At 63.1% G+C, this 17,675-nt stretch carries 13 protein-coding genes; 5 read left to right on the top strand and 8 right to left on the bottom strand.

Annotated elements, in window-relative coordinates; translation table 11 throughout:
- Positions 1-15: 15 nt before the first annotated feature.
- On the bottom strand, positions 16-999 hold the full coding sequence (locus tag ACILSQ_RS01810; RefSeq protein WP_395741862.1) for a hypothetical protein: 984 nt from the start codon (positions 997-999) through the stop codon (positions 16-18).
- A gap of 288 nt (positions 1,000-1,287) precedes the next feature.
- On the opposite strand from ACILSQ_RS01810, the gene ACILSQ_RS01805 reads away from it, so the two are divergent.
- The gene (locus ACILSQ_RS01805) at positions 1,288-2,868 is read left to right on the top strand and encodes a hypothetical protein (RefSeq protein ID WP_395741861.1); all 1,581 of its coding nucleotides are present in this window, start codon (positions 1,288-1,290) and stop codon (positions 2,866-2,868) included.
- On the opposite strand, the gene ACILSQ_RS01800 is transcribed toward ACILSQ_RS01805, so the two are convergent.
- Positions 2,849-4,453, bottom strand: a complete 1,605-nt coding sequence (locus ACILSQ_RS01800; RefSeq protein WP_395741860.1) for a sensor histidine kinase — start codon at positions 4,451-4,453, stop codon at positions 2,849-2,851. The two genes, ACILSQ_RS01805 and ACILSQ_RS01800, sit on opposite strands and share 20 nt — an antisense overlap.
- Positions 4,454-4,586: 133 nt before the next feature.
- Between ACILSQ_RS01800 and ACILSQ_RS01795 the strand changes: the two genes are divergently transcribed.
- A complete protein-coding gene (locus ACILSQ_RS01795) occupies positions 4,587-5,219 on the top strand; it encodes an RNA polymerase sigma factor (RefSeq protein WP_395741859.1) in 633 nt (210 codons plus the stop codon).
- An 18-nt stretch (positions 5,220-5,237) separates the two neighbouring features.
- Here the strand turns inward: ACILSQ_RS01795 and ACILSQ_RS01790 are convergent, their stop codons facing one another.
- The 4 genes from ACILSQ_RS01790 to ACILSQ_RS01775 all read right to left on the bottom strand — a co-directional run bounded on the left by ACILSQ_RS01790 (position 5,238) and on the right by ACILSQ_RS01775 (position 8,575).
- Positions 5,238-6,290, bottom strand: a complete 1,053-nt coding sequence (locus tag ACILSQ_RS01790; protein WP_395741858.1) for an MlaD family protein — start codon at positions 6,288-6,290, stop codon at positions 5,238-5,240.
- 42 nt (positions 6,291-6,332) lie between these two features.
- Positions 6,333-7,133 carry an ABC transporter ATP-binding protein gene (locus tag ACILSQ_RS01785; protein WP_395741857.1) on the bottom strand — a complete coding sequence of 267 codons (801 nt, stop codon included), beginning with the start codon at positions 7,131-7,133 and terminating at the stop codon, positions 6,333-6,335.
- 3 nt (positions 7,134-7,136) lie between these two features.
- The gene (locus tag ACILSQ_RS01780) at positions 7,137-7,940 is read right to left on the bottom strand and encodes an MlaE family ABC transporter permease (protein WP_395741856.1); all 804 of its coding nucleotides are present in this window, start codon (positions 7,938-7,940) and stop codon (positions 7,137-7,139) included.
- Between the two features lie 140 nt (positions 7,941-8,080).
- On the bottom strand, positions 8,081-8,575 hold the full coding sequence (locus ACILSQ_RS01775) for a hypothetical protein (RefSeq protein WP_395741855.1): 495 nt from the start codon (positions 8,573-8,575) through the stop codon (positions 8,081-8,083).
- Positions 8,576-9,003: 428 nt separating this feature from the next.
- On the opposite strand from ACILSQ_RS01775, the gene ACILSQ_RS01770 reads away from it, so the two are divergent.
- The 3 genes from ACILSQ_RS01770 to ACILSQ_RS01760 all read left to right on the top strand — a co-directional run bounded on the left by ACILSQ_RS01770 (position 9,004) and on the right by ACILSQ_RS01760 (position 14,682).
- Positions 9,004-9,444, top strand: a complete 441-nt coding sequence (locus ACILSQ_RS01770; protein ID WP_395741854.1) for a 23S rRNA (pseudouridine(1915)-N(3))-methyltransferase RlmH — start codon at positions 9,004-9,006, stop codon at positions 9,442-9,444.
- 136 nt (positions 9,445-9,580) lie between these two features.
- Positions 9,581-12,535 carry a PAS domain S-box protein gene (locus ACILSQ_RS01765; protein WP_395741853.1) on the top strand — a complete coding sequence of 985 codons (2,955 nt, stop codon included), beginning with the start codon at positions 9,581-9,583 and terminating at the stop codon, positions 12,533-12,535.
- Positions 12,536-12,615: 80 nt separating this feature from the next.
- Positions 12,616-14,682 carry a hypothetical protein gene (locus ACILSQ_RS01760; protein ID WP_395741852.1) on the top strand — a complete coding sequence of 689 codons (2,067 nt, stop codon included), beginning with the start codon at positions 12,616-12,618 and terminating at the stop codon, positions 14,680-14,682.
- Positions 14,683-14,702: 20 nt separating this feature from the next.
- Here the strand turns inward: ACILSQ_RS01760 and ACILSQ_RS01755 are convergent, their stop codons facing one another.
- A complete protein-coding gene (locus tag ACILSQ_RS01755) occupies positions 14,703-16,724 on the bottom strand; it encodes a hypothetical protein (protein ID WP_395741851.1) in 2,022 nt (673 codons plus the stop codon).
- Positions 16,725-16,956: 232 nt separating this feature from the next.
- On the bottom strand, positions 16,957-17,673 hold the full coding sequence (locus ACILSQ_RS01750; protein WP_395741850.1) for a YebC/PmpR family DNA-binding transcriptional regulator: 717 nt from the start codon (positions 17,671-17,673) through the stop codon (positions 16,957-16,959).
- Between the last annotated feature and the right edge of the window lie 2 nt (positions 17,674-17,675).

Raw genomic sequence — 17,675 nt, 5'->3', positions numbered from 1 at the left:
AGGCCGCTGAAAACATCAGTGAATGACGGGGACGCGTGTCTTGATGGACTGCACGGCTCCCTCGGAGCCGAAGGCTTGAATGGTCAGCGGGCGGTTGAGGTCAGAGTAGTCTCCCTTGTGCTCAAACCGTTCCTTCCCATCCACAGAAATGATCTGCCGGTCTTTGAGCACGGTCCACTGGATCACCACAAACTTGTTCTGGGGTATCTCGCCCATTTTGGGAGTGTACACCCGGTCGGCAGGCCCGCCATCAATGCGCAGTTCATCGGGCTTCCGTTCCCAGTTGAAAATCATCTCCTTGGCCGCGTAGCCGATGCGAAGGTCGAGCGATTCGATTTTGACCACCATTTCAAACTCAATCGGCGGCGTGAAGCTCGCGGCGGTGCTGAGAGTGTCGCGCTTCTTGAGGCGGATGGGGGTGGTGGTCGGTTTGGGAACGACTTTGCGGGTCTGGTCCTCCCAGGTGTTGTCTGTCACGCCCGGGGTTTTCCGGTACGTTTTGGCCAGTTGCCGCGCTTCCAGAGCCACGTCACTCTTTCCCGCATTCAACATTTTCAGGGCCAGCACGTCCAGCTGGCTGGCCAGATCCTTTTCCAGCGGCTCCAGCTTTTTTTGCATGGCGCTGCGCAGCGTCTGCAGGGCATCCAGATATTTCTTTCGCAATGCCGCCAGCTCCCGGTGCTGGGGCACGAGCGCCGGCAGTTGTTCTCCGTTGCTGGTGCTCACGGCGGTTTTTTCCGCGCGTATCGCCAGGGCTTCCTCCAGTTTTCCCTTCACCGTGGCCTCGTGCTGGGCACGGTCCAGCGCCTGCACATAATTCTGGTTCAGTTCATCCAGAGATTTGGCAAACGGCACCTGCGCATCGGCCGTCATTTTGGCCTTGAAGGCCAGCAGCAGGGCCATCAACTCAGGGTTTGAGGACGTCTGCGCGTGGAGGCTGTGAGCCGCCAGAGCGAAGGCTGCAGCGAGAATCCAGGTCTTGCGAAAGAGGGAGAACATAAGGATGAACAGCTTAAACGAGGCAGTGCACCGCTCGTTTCACCACACGGCGACAAAACAAGCCATGGACATGGTGAGACATATTACCTAAACCATGTGAGTAGAGTCAAGCGCAGGGGGAAAGGAATTCTAATGCTCGTTCTCAATATCCCGGCTGGGGCGGAGGGAGGCACCGCCATCCTCGGGCCTGGGGCCGGTGTACACCTCATGTTGCGGGACGAGAGCGCCGCTGGAACTTTTTCGCCGTGAACAATGCGCCACATCGCTTCGTTTAGCTGGCCCCACCGTATGAAGACCTGCTTCCGCGTCCTTCTCCTGCTCTCCACCATCACCGCGCTCCGGGCGGAGGACCCGCCGGACCTTGCCGCCATCGTGCGCCGGTATGCGGATGCGATGATCGACCAAAGCCGCACGCAGTTGCCCGCACCGCTGACGCCCCTGTTTCCCATCGTGCTCACGCGGGACAAATACCAGATTCCCGCCGGCAAGGTGAGCAACCTCTACACCGCGCGTGTGCCGCAGGAGTTCAAGAACATCGCCAACATCCACCACGACCTGAACCTCTACCAGGTCTTCTATGCGCTGAGCCAGCTCACCGGAGAGAAGAAATACGCCGCCGAGGCGGACCGCATCATCGACTGGTTTTTGCATCACTGCCAGGAGCCGAAATATGGCTTCTTCTGCTGGGGCGAGCACCTCGGCTGGGACCTCATCGACCACGAGCCGGGCGGCAATCCCAAGACTGGGCCTTACACCGCCCAGATTCACGAGTTTTACCGGCCCTGGATCTACTGGCAGAAGTCCTTCGACATGGCGCCGGAGCAGAGCCTGCGCTTTGCCCAGGCGCTGTGGCGGCATCAGATCGATCACAAGGACGGCAGGATCTCCTTCTCGCGTCATGCCATGATCTCCAGCAAGACCCCCAGCCGGCGCGGCATGGATTTCCCACGCCACGGCGGCTTCTACATCGCCACCTGGGCCGCCGCCTACCAGCGCACCTCCGATCCCGAAATGCTCCAGGCCATGGATGCGCTGGTGGCTTTCTATGAGAAGAGCCGCGACCCCAAAACCGGCGCCATCCCTCATGGCTCGGAAGACTACGCCTTTGATAAAGAAGGCCGCAAGGTGCGCTACGTCTATTCGCAGAGCCCCGTGTCCTTGGCGGTGGATCTCGAGACCTCCGCCGCCGTGGCGCCGGAGGCCCTGAAGCAGCGCATGCTGGCGCTGGCGAAAAGCATCGACACTGTCTTCCTCGCCATGGCGCACGATCCCGGGCCCGGAGGCAAGGGCTTCATCCTCTTTGCCGACCCCCAGACGCTCGCCGCCACGGAATACTGGCAATCCAAGGAAGACCTCGATCTCGGCCTGCCGCCGCGCCGCATTCCCTACACGGGCGGCTGGCGCTCCGCCTACACCGGCCAGCATCCGCACACCTGGGTCGTTCCCGCGCTCATCGCCCGCCATGCGCAGACCCAGAACGAGGGCTACAAAAAGCTGCTGCTGGCCTGCGCGGACAACTACCTCACCGCCGACCCCGACGCCTCCCTGAATGAAAAGCCCGCCAGCAAAGGCGCCCGTCCCGCCGACATCGAGGCGGGCTCCATCGGCAACGCCATGGTGCTGCTCAATGCCGCTTACAAGCTGAGCCACGACGAGAAATACCTCGCGCGGGCCGAGTGGTTTGCCGCCTGGGCCGTGAAGAAATTTTGGCCCGATGGCAAGCCCCTCCCACGCGCCTCCGTGCGCGAGAACATCTATTCCGCCGCCTCCCGCTGCGACACCCTCGCGATGGCCATGCTGCAGACTTCCCTGCTGCGCCACCAGCCGGACAAGGAGAAGGCCGTGAGTCTCATTGCGACGGATCGCTAGGCATCCGCACCTCAAACACCGTCTCGTCCTCCTTCGAGCTCACCAGCCGCAGCTCCGCGCCGTTCGCGCGGGCCAGCTCGGTGGCGATGTTCAGGCCCAGGCCGAAGCCGTCCGTCTGCCGGGTGTGCGCTTTGTCGCCGCGGAAGAAGCGTTCAAAGAGGCGCTGCTGGTTCTCCTCAGGAATGGCCGGGCCGGTGTTGGTGACGGTGAAGACAATCTGCGTGTCCTGCCGGGAAAGCTGCAGGCGCACGCGGCCCTGCGGGCGGTTGTATTTCACGGCGTTGCTCAGCAGATTCTGAAACACCTGCTGCAGCAGCGCGCGGTCCGCATGCGCGGTGATGCCCGGCTCGATGTGATGTTCCAGCGTGAGTCCGGCCTGCTCGCAGAGGATTTCTCCGTCTTCGATGAGGCGTTCGAGATCGAGGCTGAGGTCATAGCTTTCGGGATGCGTCGGCAGACGGCCCGCGTCCGCCTGGGAGAGCAGCAGCAGGCTTTGCGTGATCTGTTTGAGACGGGAGGCTTCGCTGAAGAGCGAGACAAAGCGCTCATGCTCCGCGCTGCCGGGGGTGGCGTGGCGCACCGCATCGTCCAGATCCGCCAGCATGATGGCCAGCGGGGTTTTCAGTTCGTGGGAGGCGTCCGCGGTGAAGCGCACGGCCTGCTGAAAGCTGCCCTCCAGGCGCTGCATCATGGCGTTGAGCACGTCGATGAGCTGGGCAAACTCGCGGTTGTCGTCCCGCTGCACGGGGATGCGTTCCGCCAGATCGCTGGCTGTCAGGCGCTGGGCGGTTCCCACCACGCGTTCCAGGGGGCGCATGGCCTGCTTCGAAGTCCACAGCGCGCCAAAGCCCGCCAGCACCAGGCCCAGGGCGCCGGCGCTCACATACCACCAGGCCATGCGGTTGATCTCCGCATAAAAATCCGTGAGCGAGAGGCCGATGAAGATGGTGTAGCTCGGGCTGCTGAAGGCGCCGAAACGCCAGTCAATGCCGCCGGAGCGCGCGGTGAAAGTGGCGGGCTCGCGCACCATGGGCATCTGCGGGCGGAAGGGCAGGTCACGCTCTGGCGGCGGCGGCCGCACCACATCAAACCCCGGCGTGCCGAGCAGGTCGTCAAAGCCGTTTTCCCGGCGTGGTGGCGGTGGGTCGCGCCGCCGGCCGTTGGGCGGGCCGGGGCCGCCGCCAGGGGGAGCCACCGGGGGCGCCCGCCGGATCTCTTCCTGGGTCGGGAAGCAGCTCCGGAAGTACACATCGAGATCCTTGGGGGCGTTCGGCGTGGCGAAGATCGTTTTTCCCCGCTCATGTTCCTGCACCACCAGCACCGCATGGGTGGCATTGTGTTCCGGCGAGGTGCCAAAGACGAGATCGGCGATCATTTTAAACTGATCATCCGTGGTGTAGGGGTCGATGCGGTTCCACACGCGCTGCGCCGGAGCGATGATGCGGTCGTCCACGCTGCGCTCCAGCGTCTGGCTCGCATACCACCAGGACGCGGCGCCAAAGCCCGCCACCAGGGTGCCTGCGACGATCATCGTCTGCAGGGCCAGGCGGGTGCGGAAGCTGCGGGTGTTGGCCGGGGCGCTCATGCAATGCGGGTGATGCCGGGACTTTCATGCGGAGAGGCCGGAAGCGCACGAAGATAAATGCCTATTAATCTCCGTCCACGGCCTGGTGTCATGCCCGCGCTCTCCAATACGGCATAACAACCCATCCACCGCCATGCACCTCGGAGAAGACCACGCCCCCAGCCACACCACTGATTCATCCGCCCTCAACGCGGCCTCCATGCTCTACCGCCGCCACTATCCGGTGCTCTGCGCTTTTGCACGTGCCCGCGGCTGCGAGGTGCACGACGCCGAGGACGCCGTGCAGGAACTGTTTGCCAAACTCGTGGCCCAGGGCCAGCACGAGCGCGCGGCGGCCATCGTGGACCATGGCGAGCAGGCGGCCTTCCTCTTCGCCCGTCTGCGCACGCACCTCATCAAGCGCTGGCAGCACCGCACCCGCCAGCGCCGCGGCGGCGGCGCGGTCTGCTTTTCCCTGAGCGATGAAAACGGGGCCGACATCGATGTCGCGGACGACCGCCCTTCTCCAGACAATGAGCTGGACCGTGACTGGGCCAGGAGCGTCATCGAGCGCGCTCTTCACTCCTTCAGCCAGGAACTGCAGGCCCAGGGACGCGGGGATGTGTGGAACTGCTTTGAGGAAAGCATCATCAGAGGCTGCCGTGCGGCGCGTCCGCAGAGCGGCGCACTGCGCACGGCCCTGCACCGTGCCAAACGCCGGCTGCGTGCCCTGATCCTCAGCGAATGCCGGGAGGATGAGGGCGTCCTCCACGCGGTGCTGGCCTGAGCGCCTGTTCGGCGGAGATCAGCGGAAGATGCCGCGCTTGGGCGGCGTTTCCTCGCCGCCGTGCTTTTTCAGTTCCTCAGCACGGAGCCTGGACGCCGTGTCTTTATACCACAGCGGGCCGTTGATCTTGAAGTTGTAGATCAGGTCACGGAAGTCGTTCATCAGCCGCTGATCGTTCATGATCGCACCGAGCAGGCCCTTTCCGGAGGAGATGTTGTCGCCCACGGCGGCGAAGCTGTCAGCGGCCTTGCGGACGGACTGCAGGGCGCTGTCGGCCTCGGTCATCACCTTGTCGGTTTTGGCGATGACGGGGTCCAGCTTGTCAAACATGGGGCCGAGCTTTTTGCTGGACTCATCAATGCTCTTTGCGGCGCTTTTGAAGCTGGCGGCGGCCTCTTTGAAATCGGTGAGCGCGGTCTTCAGCGTCTGCGCATTCTCCTCGCCCAGCACCTTGTCATCCACGCGCTTGAGGGTGCTGTGCAGATGTTCGATGCTTTCCTTGAAGCTCTGAATCGTGGCGTCGGAAAGGGCGTCCTTGTTCACCTTGCCCATCGCGCCCTGTACATCCTTGAGGGCTACGCGCACGTCATCCAGCACCACCTCCACTTTTTTCGCCACCTGCTCGGCCTGGCTTTGCAGGTCGTTCAGGCCTCCGCCTTTTTCTCCTTCGATGACCTTGTCGTAATCATGCGGCAGGAACACGTCCGTCTGCTTGCCGGTGGGCTTGATCTCCACCAGCGCGTCTCCCATGAGCCCGGCCGAGCCGATGGCAAAGGAGGCGTCCGCGGGGATCATCACATCCTTGAAGAGCTCCAGGTCCAGGATGACGCCGGTGAAGGTGTCGTTGAGCTGCGGCTTCTTGTCCACCTTGCCCACGCGCGAACCGCCCAGAAAGACAGGGGAGCCCTCCTTGATGCCGGCGGCGTTTGGAAAGGCCACCTGCAGATGGTAGGTGTCCTTGAAGACTTCGCGCACACGTCCGAACGTCAGGATCAGCCCGCCGAGCAGCAGCAGCCCGATGAACAAAAAGAGTCCGACGAGCATTTCGGTTTTTTTATCGCTGTCGATCATGAGAAGAAAAGAGTGATGGGGGTGGAAAGGAAAGGGGTGGGGTCAGCCGGTGATGTCGGAGCGGCCGTTGATGAAATCCTGCACGATCTGGTCGTCCGTTTTGCGCAGTTCCTCCGGCGTGCCCAGGAAGCGGATCTCCCCACGATAAAGCATGGCCACACGGTTGGCGATCTTGAAGATGCTGCGCATGTCGTGCGTGACGATGATGGAGGTGATGCTGTAGCGGCGCTGCATGCGCAGGATCATCTGGTCGATGATGTCAGAGCCGATGGGATCGAGGCCGGAGTTCGGCTCGTCGTAGAGGATGCACTCGCTGTGGTCAATGATGGCGCGGGCGATGCCGGTGCGTTTGCGCATGCCGCCTGAGAGGCTCGTGGGATATTTTTGCCGGTGCTCGTCCAGGTCCACGGCCTGCAGGGCTTCGCGCACGCGGCGGTCGATTTCCTTGCGGTCGCGCACGCCGTGCTCCAGCAGCGGGAAGGCCACGTTTTGCTCCACCGTGAGGTTGTCAAACAGCGCCGCGCCCTGGAAGAGCATGCTCACCTTCTGGCGGATGGGGGCCATCTCGCGCTCCTTCAGCCGGTTCACATGCACGCCGTCCACATAGATCTCGCCTTTGTCAGGCTTGATCAGGCCGATGATGTGCTTCATCAGCACCGTCTTCCCTTCACCGCTGGGGCCGATGATGCAGAGGGTCTCGCCATGCTGAAGCGTGAGATTGATGCCGCGCAGAACCTCCTGGGTGCCGAAACGCTTGTACACATTCTTCAGCTCGATGAAGGCATGGCCGCCGCCGCTGATCGGAGCGGGGGCAGGCGTCGCGCTGGGGGTGGGTTCAGCCATGGGTTAAACGGTGCCGATGGGGAAGATGTAGTTCAGGAGGATGGAGAGGAAGAAATTGACGATGAGCAGCACCAGCGAGGAGATGACCACCGCCCGCGTCGTGCCCGCGCCCACTCCCACGGCGCCGTTTTCCGCCCCCAGCCCCTGATGGCATGAGATCAGGGTGATGAGCATGCCAAACACGAAGCCTTTGATCATGCCGATGTTGAGGTCGTCCATGTTGGTGTGCTCAAACATGTGGTTGAGATACCAGGCGGAGGGCATGTCGTAGCCAAAGCTCGTCACCAGATAGGAGGCAAACAGGCCGAAGGAAATGCTCTCCGCCACCAGGAAGGGCATGGACACCATCATCGCCAGGAAGCGCGGCAGCACGAGGTAATCGACCGGATGCACGCCCATGACCCGCAGCGCATCCACCTGCTCGGTCACTTTCATGGTGCCGATGTCCGCGGCCATCGCCGCGCCCACACGTCCGGCCACCATCAGGCCGGCCAGCACCGGGCCCAGCTCGCGGCACAGCGCCACGGAAACCACCGCGCCCACCGTCGTCTCAAAGCCGAAGTCCTTGAACTTGGCGTAGCTCTGAAAGGTGAAAACCGCCCCGGTGAAGGCTCCGGTGACGATCACCACCGCCTGCGAGCCGTAGCCGATGGCCACAATCTGCTGCGCCACCAGCCTCAGCCGCCAGACACGCGAACGGACGGCCAGCATGAGTTCATGCATCAGCGCGGTGAGCTGTCCGAGATAGACGAGAAAGTGTAAAAAGGTGCGGCCGGGAAGCGCAAGCAGGCCTGAGGGAAAATCCATTACGCTTCACCATCGCATGTTGTGGCGTGAAGGCAAATCACGGTACCGCTGTGGCGGAAATGAAAAGCCCCGCCTGGAGCAGTCCAGACGGGGCAAGGATATGAATCAATCACCGGTGGTGGTGAGCACGACCACTGCTGCTACTGCGGCGGCACGCGGAAGAGCTTGCCGGTGTAGGGGCACTTCACTTCCATGCCGACGGGCAGCCCCGTCACGTCCACGAGCTGGTGCTTTGCGGCAAACGGGCTGTTCACGAAACCGGGGCGGCCTGCGATAGGCGTGCCATAGGGCAGGTCAGAAGCCGGGGCCGGAGGCGTGGGAGAAACTGCGGGCGTGCTCGGTGCGGAAGGGGCGGGCTTGGTCATGGCGGCCACGTTGCTGTTGGCATCCACCGACGAGGTGCGCGGACGCTCAGGCGTCGTGGAGGTCTTCGGGCGGCTAGCGGCGATGCTGGTGGAAGACGTCACACTGCCAGGAACGAGGAAAGGACGCTGCGTGTAGGGGCACACCACTTTGGAGCCGGGGGACATGCCGCGCACATCCACCAGACGCGGAGGGTTGGTGAAGGGAGTGCGCACATAACCGGGCAGATCCGGCACTGCCTGCGCCACGGGCATCGTGGATGCGTTCAGCATCGCAGGAGGAGGTGTGGCAGGACGGTCAGGGCCCACGACCGGGCTGGGAGTTTGCACCGGCGCCGTGCTCTGCGCCATCACCCGGGGTCCGGAGGTGGCTCCCAAAGGACGGCTTTCTTTATTCATGTAGTAGGTGATGAGCCCACGAGTTTGAATTTCCTGCCAGGCTTGACGAGGAGGAAGTGCGCAGGATGCCAGCATCAACGCCGCAAGGCTGGATGCAGCAGCGAGATGAACCGAAGGAGAGGAGGCTTGGGACATAGACTTGGCAGCGGTTAATTTTTGAATTGGCATTCTCATTTTAACGATCTTTTTAAATTATGCAACAACAAGGATGGCAATGGTCTGCAACAAAATCCATTTTTATTAAAATGGCAATAATATCACGGACACCTTGTATATCCTGATGAGATGTGCGCTTTTAGCCTATGCACTGGCGCATCATCACGGTCGGCAAGCCCGGCCACCCTTGGGTGAAGGAGGCGGTCGATCTCTACTGGAAAAGACTTCAGCACTACAGCCACTTCGAGCATGTGGTGATCAAGGAGGCGCCGCTGGAGAAAGTAGAGAAGCAGATCGAGGCCGCCTGCGCCGGAGATCTCTGCATTTTGCTGGATGAACGCGGCAGGCAGCTTCGCAGCGTGGAAATGGCACGGTGGATCGAGAACGAGGAAGTCTCCGGCCGCAAACGCGTCTGCCTCGTCATCGGCGGTGCGGACGGGCACTCGCCGCAGTTCCGCGCCAAGGCCAAAGCGTCCTGGTCCCTCTCCAGCCTCACCATGCAGCATGACATCGCCTGGGTCACGCTGATGGAGCAGCTCTACCGGGCCTACACGATTATCCGCGGAGAGCCCTACCACCGTGAATGATTTTACCGAACCTCGGCGATGATGAAGCTTGCCTCCCGGCGCGTTTATTGCTGAACTGAGACGCAAATCGTCGCATTTTCGCCTTGCTGATAACTTGAGAGAACCTAAATTTCAAATTTTCTCAACTAATCACCCCATGTCCTCCTCAGTTTTGAGAAACGTCATTCATCCCAAGGCGCAGACCACGCCCTTGGAGAAAATGCGTGACGACGGGAAGGAGCCTCGCCCAGGAAGCACATCGGCGTTCTCACCCGGCCAGGAATTCCCGAAACACGAATCTGAGGACATGGAACTGGTGCTCGGCGTGCTGGTGGAAAATGCCCCGGTGGCCATGGCCATGTTTGACCGCGGCATGCGCTACATGCTGGCCAACCGCCAGTGGATCAGCGAATTTGGCCTGCAGCAGGTTCAGCCCCTCGTCGGCAGGAGCCAGTATGAAATCTTTCCCGGGCTGCATCCAGGCTGGCGGCAGGTCTATGAGCGCGCCTTGCAGGGCCACATTGTCCGCAGTGAGCACGACTCTCTGAGCGGTCCTGATGGACGCCACCTGGTCTATCGCTGGGAGGTGCGGCCATGGCGCAAGAAGCGCGATGCCGCCGTCGGCGGGCTCATGGTCACCTGCGAAAAGTTCAGCTCTCCGCAGCCTGCCGGCGAGGATGCTGACAACGCGGCGCCTTCTTCTGAAGAGAAACACAGCACGCCGCCGATGGCCAGGGCGCCAGATCCGCTGGACTGCTCCATGCCCATGCTGGTGCTGAATGCGGACGGCGCCATTCTGCGGGCGAATGTCGCCGCCGCACATCTCACTTTGGACAAAGGCATCCAGGAGGGCACCACCTGCTTCTGGGAAGTGTTTAATGAAGGGCGGGACTACAGCGCGCTGCGGCAGCAGACTCTGGACGCGCTGACTCGTGTGACCGTGGCGCCGGATCTGGTCCCTGTTTACATCAACACCCGAGCTGATGCCTCCTCCGATGCAAGCAGTCCTTCGCGCTGGCTGGTCTCCCCGCTGGCGCACAAAGGTCCGGACGGCTCCTCACGCCAGTTCATGCTGATGGGCTTTTCAGCGCCACCGCCGGTGGAGGTGGTGACGCGCTTCGCACCTCCAGTGCCCGCTCCCATCCCGGTGGTCATTGCCGCGCCCATCCCGCCGTCTCCTCCCCCGGCGGATGATGCCGTGGTGAAACGCCTGGAGAATGAACTCTCCCGTTCACGCCAGGAGCTGCGCACCCTTGCCGAGGCGCAGCAGACCTTTGGCAGGCGTGAAACCCGTCTGCGGGCTTATCTCGAAGCGGTCCCCTGCGGCATTTTCGTGCTCGATGAGCGTGGCATGCCGGTGTTTCAGAACGAGGGGCTCGCCAAGCTGCTCGGCCGCCCGCTTGAAAGTGACCAAACCGTCGAAAGCTGGCTCGCGCATGGCTGCCCCACGGAGGAGCACCGCACGCATGTGGCGCTGGCCTGGCGCGAAAGCGTGTGGCGGCGTCAGCTCACGCGCACGGTGTCTCTCGCCACGGCGGACGGCCTGCTCAAGGAGCTGGAGTTCCACCCCGTGGCACTGCCGGGCGGCGGGCTGCTCGTCAGCATTCAGGACACCACGGAGCACACCCGTCACGAAGAGCAGCTCCGCAGCATGGAGGCGAAGCTTCGCACGCTGATGCAGGGCAGCCCCATCGCCATCGTCATGACGGACAAGGCCGGGGTCATTTTCGAAGTCAACCAGCACGCCGAGCTCCTGCTGGGCCAGGCGAAGTCTGAGCTGCGCCGCTACCCGCTGGATGCCTGGCTGGACCCTGACAGCGCCACGGCGCGCCGCGATGCCCTGCGCACTCTGCAAAGCAGCGGCCGCCAGGCGGAGGCGCTCGCCGTGCGCGTGAAGCGCGTGGACGGCTCCTTCTCCCGCGCCACGCTGCATCTGGCCACCGTTCCGGATGCCCAGGGGGACACCCATTGCACCATTCATTACCTTCAGGAGGTGCCGGATGCCGCGCACGCGGTGGCCGCTCCGGACGTGCCCGCCCTCGCTCCGATGGAGCCCAGGCCTGCCGCGACTGCCGGCCCGGCCAGCGCCACGCTGCTCACCACGGATGCCAACGGCCGCGTGCGTACCTGGACGGAGCAGGCGCAGCAGACTTTTGGATTCGAAACCGCTGCCGCGACGGGGCGGCCGCTGCACCAGCTCTTCCGCCCTTCGGACGCCACCGGTTTCTTCGCGGATCTTGCCGCCCAGGCAGCGGACCCTCAGTGCATCGTGCAGCGCCCGTTTTTCGGAGCGAACGGCAGGCGCGGAGAAGCCAGCATCAGCGCCCGCATGCTCGATGACGGCGGCTTCGAGCTCACCTCCCACTTCACGCCGGAAGCCCCGGTCTCAGCGGCCCAGCCGGCGCCGGTGGCAGGCCCGCAGGCAAGCACACCGCTGGCTTTCCAGGTGGTCTCGCCTTCCAGCGCGCGCTGGCCGGTCGTGGATCTGGAGCGCGAAAAACTCCTGCTCACCGAGACGCATCACCGCATCAAAAATCATCTCCAGATCATCTCCAGCCTGCTCAACATGCAGATCAATGGCGTGAGCGATCAGGACGCGCGCAACGCTCTGCGCTCCAGCCAGAACCGCGTGCGCGCCATCGCCGCTCTGCATCAGCATTTGTACCAGGTCGCGCTGGGGAAGGGGGACACCTTCGGCGACTTTACGCGCGATCTCATCTCCCACCTGCGTGAATGCTACGAAGTGCAGCCGGAGCAGATCAAGGTGCATCTGGACGTGCAGGAAGGTCCCGTCGAGCAGGAGTGGCTCATGCCCCTGGCCCTCACGTTCAATGAAGCCCTCTCCAACTGCTTTGAGCATGCCTACCCGCATGGCCGTCAGGGGCAGGTCTCCGCCGTGCTGCATTATTCCCAGGGCAGCGGCGAGCTCGTCATCCGTGACGATGGCATCGGCCTGCCGTCGGAGTTTCACCCGGGCGAAGGCAGCGGACTCGGCCTGAAAATCCTCGCCGTCTTTGCCGATCAGATGCGCGGCCAGCTCTTTGTGCAGGGCAGCCCGGATCTGGGCACGGAAATCAGGCTGCGCTTCCCGCTGGCTTCACCGGGAGCTTAAACCTTCCGCGTAGCATATTCCTTTTGCGAAGTGCGGTGCCGCTGTGACAATGCGGCGTGCTGACCACACCCACGGCCTTCATGCGCCTCCTTGCGTTTCTCACGCTGGGTCTCTCCGGCGTCATGGCACAGCCCGTCACCACCCGCACGGACAAAGTGGCCGGCCTCCTCAATGAGTGGTTTGCCAAAGGCACCGCCGCCGGCCTCCAGGCCATCACCTATGAAAATCGTGACGGCCAGCACTCACCGCTGAACACGGCGTCATACCCTCAGCTCCAGGTTCACAAAGGTGGCGAAAACGACAAGGGCGCCGCCACGCAGGTCCGCCCGCAGCCCACTTTGGGAAACTGCTCCATGGCCTCCGCCGCCACGCAGCTCGGCTGCCTGCCGCGCATCTACATGATGGACCCTGCCGGCAACCGCTTCCTGGCGCAGCAGTACCTCTCCAACAATCTCTTCATCTATCCCGAGCACCAGGATTATGACATCGGCGCCAACGGTGCCGCCGGCGGCGGCTATGGCGACCTCCTGCCGGTGAACACACCCTGCCTGCTCGTCTCCCAGGGCTCCTCCTTCACCGACCAGCCCTTTCTGCAGGCTTTCCTCTCCGCCACCGCCGCCTTCCCTCCTGACACGCAGAAGCTGCTCATCGAAAAGCGCCTGCTCATGCCCACCCTGCAGTCCATCTTTCGCCGCTCCAACAAGATGGTGCAGACCTCCGAGGACTACTTCAGCGGCAAGGCGCATCCGCCGGTTTTCGACGGCGCGCAGATCGACGAGGAAAAGATGGTGCAAATCGCCCATGAGATGACGCCGGAAAAAATCCCGCCGCTGGTGCTGCTGCGCGTCCTTGAGGAAACGAAGATCGAAGCGGGGAAAAATTTCTTTGAGCTGCCCGGCCCGTACCCCTGGCGCCTCTCGGAAGGTCCGGCCTCCATCGCCCGCATCCTGCGCGGCAATGAAGCCGAGCACAGCATGCTCATCGGTTTTGACAAAACCTTCAATCTCGTCAAGGCGCCGCTGCAAATGCGCGCCGCCCTCCTGCAGGGAGATTCGCGCTTCGTCCACATCGAGTCCAAGCCCGGCGGCGATGTCATCCGTCTCCGCGTCCGCTGGGCGCCGCCTGTGACCGCGGCCTCCGGCATCCGCAGTCATCGCATCGACATCGGCATCTTTGCCGACAACGGCTCCAGCATCAGCGCTCCCGCCATCATCAGCTTTTACATGCTGCCCAATGAAATGCACTTCTACGATGAGCAGGGCCGTGTGTCTGAAATCCACTATCAAACGCACAACCCCGACTTCGGCCTGCCTGTCACCGACACCGACTCCCGCTGGGTGAAGATCCTCCTGGCCTTCAGCACGAAGGACACCAACCTCCGCGGCCGCCTGCTGGATCAAGTCCTCACGCCCGACGAACGCAGCACTCTGCAGCAGCAGTACCTCGCGCTCAAACCGCAGCTCGAAGCCTTCAGCGCCATCGAGCACGCGGACAAACGCAAGGAAGAGGCTGCCCGGCTGCGCACCAAACTGGACGAGGCCATCAGCACCGCGCTGAAGACGAAGGTCGCCGGAAAATCTGATCTCACCGTTCGTGCGACCATCGACAAGGTGCTCAACCTGATCGCCAACTTCCACCCCTTCTACCTTGGTTCCCAGCGCGAGCTCGACGCACTCGCCGCCGCTTCGCCCAAATCATCCGCCGTCGCGGACATTCGCGCCGAGCTTCACCGCCTCATTCTTCAGGGCGTCCTCATCGAGCAGGCCTCCGGCCAGATCGACACCATGTCTCCGCCCGACAAGCTTTCCCTCGGCGAGCGCTACATGCTGCGCGGCCTCAACATCACCCTGATCAGCCAGGTGCTCTTTCCGGACGTGCTGGAGCGCTCCACCGCGCCCGCCTACGTCAGCCCGCGCCTCACCACGCCCAAGCAGTGGCGGGATGTCTATCGCTACGATCCCGACTCCGGCGCGCTCCAGGGCTGGATCCGCTACGCCGACTCCCGCATCGCCAATTTCGATGCCGAAGGCCGCCTCCTGCCAGACGGCCCCAAAGGCCAGGCCGTCCCCGTCATCTACATCAAGAACGACAAAGACCTCCTCACCTGGCGCCCGCAGGCCGAGCCCACGCCGGTGTCCCCGAAGTAACGAGAGAGCGCCGTCTGGCGTCAATCGTAGCTCATCACATCGTGCATCTGGCACGATGCCCGTGCTTTCCCCAGGCCCTCTTCGCTCCACAGCCGCAGATCCAGCACCTCAAACGGCTCCAGCCATTTCAAGGCCGCCTTCAGCTCATCCGCGCCGCCGCTCTGCGCCCGCACCGCTGCGAAGGCTTTCAGAAACTCCCGCAGCTTCGTGAAGCTCACCTTTACCCGCAGGCCCGGGGCCGCGCCCGCGGCCGGCTGCCTGAGGATTTCCGCCAGATGCGCCTGCTGCACGCGTGAGGTGCCCAGCATGAACAGCCGGTCGTTCAAGGAGACCCAGGGCCCCGCCTCACGCGAATCAAACGGCAGCTCGTAGCTGTAGCTCGTCAGATCTCCGCTCTGTTTGGTCACTGCCTTGGGCAGCTCCAGCGGCTGCGGCGCGGGCACGTTTTTCAAGAGCTGCCGCAGCGCCGTCTCCATGTTCTCCCAGGCCGCGCCGATCAGCCCGCGGTTCTTGATCTCGCGCACGCTGGCAAGACGCGGCACTGGCACCGCCTCGCCGCCCGGTGGCAGGCCGGGCAGCGCGGGCATTTTCCCACCCACATCGAGGATCAATGCCCCATCGTCGCCCAGCGCCTTCTGCCAGATCGTTTTCGTGCCATCATAGACTTCGATGACCTGCGGCAGCACTGCGTGATCCACCAGCTTGAGCACGTCCGCGGCTTTATCACCGCCGACTCCCGCCTTCGCCAGTTCGTGCGCCGTCGCATGCACCATGCGCATCCATGCTTCAAAATACGCCCTGCCCGCGCCCGTGCCGGATCCCTGGCCGCTCAGACCAAACACGAGCTCCGGTTCATCCAGCAGGGCTGTAAACTGCGAGGCCCTTCCCAGCACCACGGCATCTGCTGCGGAAAAGCCGCCGGTCATCTCCACCTGCAGTCCATGGTTCCACCACGCCACTGCTGCCCCGTTGGTGTGCTCGCTGTGGTAAAAGGCGCGCTCCGCCGCCGCCAGTTCGATCACCTGTGGTTCCAGCGCGCGCGCCATGGGGGCAAAGGTCTTCTCGGTTTGCAGCCCCGCCAGCACACCACGCACGATCGGCTGAAACGGATGGTCTGACTGCAGCACATCCCAGAATACCCCGTCCCAGCAGGCGATCAGTCCCAGGCCTTTCTGGGCATGCTCATCCAGCGGGCGCAGCTCCGGCCGCGCCAGCAGGGAGTCCTCCACCGCATTGGCCAGCCGGATTTGGTCCTTGGCCTTTCCCACCGCCAGGTACGCACGCTGAGGGCCCAGCCCCAGCGCCAGCACCCACTTCTTGCGTGCCAGCACCTCCAGGCCACGCGCCACCCGGTCCTTCATCTCCGGTGTGATTCCCGGCGCCGCTTTCTCCAGGGCGTCCATCCATTCCCGCCGCCGCTCCACCGTCAGCACCTGCTCCATGGCGATCTCATTCACCGTGATCTTTTCGCCCTGGGCCGTCACGATGCGCGACTGCGGCGCATTTCCCAGCCAGTCCGCCAGATGCAGCAGATCGCTCATCCGCCGCAGCACCTGCTCCGGCTCCGGCGATGCCACACCGATCATCACCGGCGGCATTTCAAAGCGCTCCAGCATCAGGATCAGCGCCTCCAGTACTTCAGGATCCCGCAGCGCGGCATCCATCAGCTTCTTCGCATCAAAGCTCGTTCCCAGACCGGCCAGCACACCTCCGCTCATCATGCCGCGGTACGCCGTCTCATTGTAAAGATCATTCAACTGCCGTAGCAGCAGAAGGCTTTTCACGCTGTCTTTGCCAAAGGCCAGAAACGCCTCATCCACCGCCACGCTGGCGCTCTCTTCGGCCGTCGGTGTCTTGTCTTCCACAAACGCCTGCATCTGCCCCCACCAGCGCGAAGCCTGCAGCGCCTCTGCATGCTTTTTCAACTGCACGCTGCTCACGCAAAACTCCACATCCACCGGCACACGCGCCGCCAGCCCCAGCCTTTCCGCCTCCGTCAGCAGCGTCGGCTTCACCACCACCGGCGTCTCCACGGGCTTCACGGCGGCCTTTTTCTTCCCACAGCCGCACAGGAGAAAAAATGACGAAATTAGAGCCAAACGAAGTGCGACAGACAGCCACAGGCTGCCCCGAAGGGGTGAGCGAAGCGAATCAATGACGAATGACGAATGAATGGCCAAGCCCAAATGACGAATTCGGGCCGCACCGGCTCGTTCGAGCTTCGTCATTAGGACTTCATTCGTCATTCCTCATTCTGGTTTCGTCATTCTTCTGTCATTTCAGCGCAGCATACACCCGGTGCACATCATCATGTCCATCCAGCGTCTGCAAAAATCCCGTCACCTCCTCCCGCTGCTCATCCGTCAGCTCGGGGTACTCCTTCGGGATGTAGCTCATTTCCGAAGTCGTGATCTGCCAGCCCGCCGCCTTCAGCGCCTTCGTCACCGCATCCAGCGTCGTCGTCTGGGTGAAAAACCGCGCGCCGATGTGCCCGGCCGCCTCTTCATCCTCCACCTCCATCGGCTCCACGTTTTCAGCCTCGGCGTTCAGCGCCGCCTCCTCGATGTCCAGCGACTTGTCCGCGTGGTGCGCCTCGACCAGGCCCACGTGGTCAAACATCCACAGCACCTTGCCCATGCTGCCCGCGCGAAACAGCACGCGGATTTCCGAGGAGGTGCGGTTGTTGTTGTCCGTCAGGCACTCCACCACCACCGGCACCCGGTGCGGCGTGAAGCCCTCATAAATCGTCGTCTCATACTGCACCGCATCCGGCCCGGTCCCTGACCCCTTGGCGATCGCGCGCTCGATGGTGTCCCGCGTCACGCTCTGCTTCTTCGCATTCGCCACCGCGGCTGCCAGTCGGGCGTTGTATTCCGGGTGCGGCCCGCCCAGCTTCGCCGCCACCTGGATTTCACGCACCAGCTTGCCCGTGATCTTCCCCTTCTGGTCCGCGGCCATTTCCCGCCATTTCTGTTTCCATTGTGCGCCCATGA

This window comes from Prosthecobacter sp., assembly GCF_044227185.1.
Lineage (GTDB): Bacteria > Verrucomicrobiota > Verrucomicrobiia > Verrucomicrobiales > Verrucomicrobiaceae > Prosthecobacter.
This window is presented reverse-complemented; position numbering and strand designations above follow the sequence as displayed.

Excerpts from the sequence above, each read along its gene's own strand:
- ACILSQ_RS01760 (WP_395741852.1), top strand. The coding sequence starts at position 12,616 with ATGCGCCTCCTTGCGTTTCTCACGCTGGGTCTCTCCGGCGTCATGGCA.
- ACILSQ_RS01805 (WP_395741861.1), top strand. The coding sequence starts at position 1,288 with ATGAAGACCTGCTTCCGCGTCCTTCTCCTGCTCTCCACCATCACCGCG.
- ACILSQ_RS01785 (WP_395741857.1), bottom strand. The coding sequence starts at position 7,133 with ATGGCTGAACCCACCCCCAGCGCGACGCCTGCCCCCGCTCCGATCAGC.
- ACILSQ_RS01810 (WP_395741862.1), bottom strand. The coding sequence starts at position 999 with ATGTTCTCCCTCTTTCGCAAGACCTGGATTCTCGCTGCAGCCTTCGCT.
- ACILSQ_RS01795 (WP_395741859.1), top strand. The coding sequence starts at position 4,587 with ATGCACCTCGGAGAAGACCACGCCCCCAGCCACACCACTGATTCATCC.
- ACILSQ_RS01780 (WP_395741856.1), bottom strand. The coding sequence starts at position 7,940 with ATGGATTTTCCCTCAGGCCTGCTTGCGCTTCCCGGCCGCACCTTTTTA.
- ACILSQ_RS01770 (WP_395741854.1), top strand. The coding sequence starts at position 9,004 with ATGCACTGGCGCATCATCACGGTCGGCAAGCCCGGCCACCCTTGGGTG.
- ACILSQ_RS01750 (WP_395741850.1), bottom strand. The coding sequence starts at position 17,673 with ATGGGCGCACAATGGAAACAGAAATGGCGGGAAATGGCCGCGGACCAG.
- ACILSQ_RS01775 (WP_395741855.1), bottom strand. The coding sequence starts at position 8,575 with ATGCTGAACGCATCCACGATGCCCGTGGCGCAGGCAGTGCCGGATCTG.
- ACILSQ_RS01765 (WP_395741853.1), top strand. The coding sequence starts at position 9,581 with ATGTCCTCCTCAGTTTTGAGAAACGTCATTCATCCCAAGGCGCAGACC.
- ACILSQ_RS01790 (WP_395741858.1), bottom strand. The coding sequence starts at position 6,290 with ATGATCGACAGCGATAAAAAAACCGAAATGCTCGTCGGACTCTTTTTG.
- ACILSQ_RS01800 (WP_395741860.1), bottom strand. The coding sequence starts at position 4,453 with ATGAGCGCCCCGGCCAACACCCGCAGCTTCCGCACCCGCCTGGCCCTG.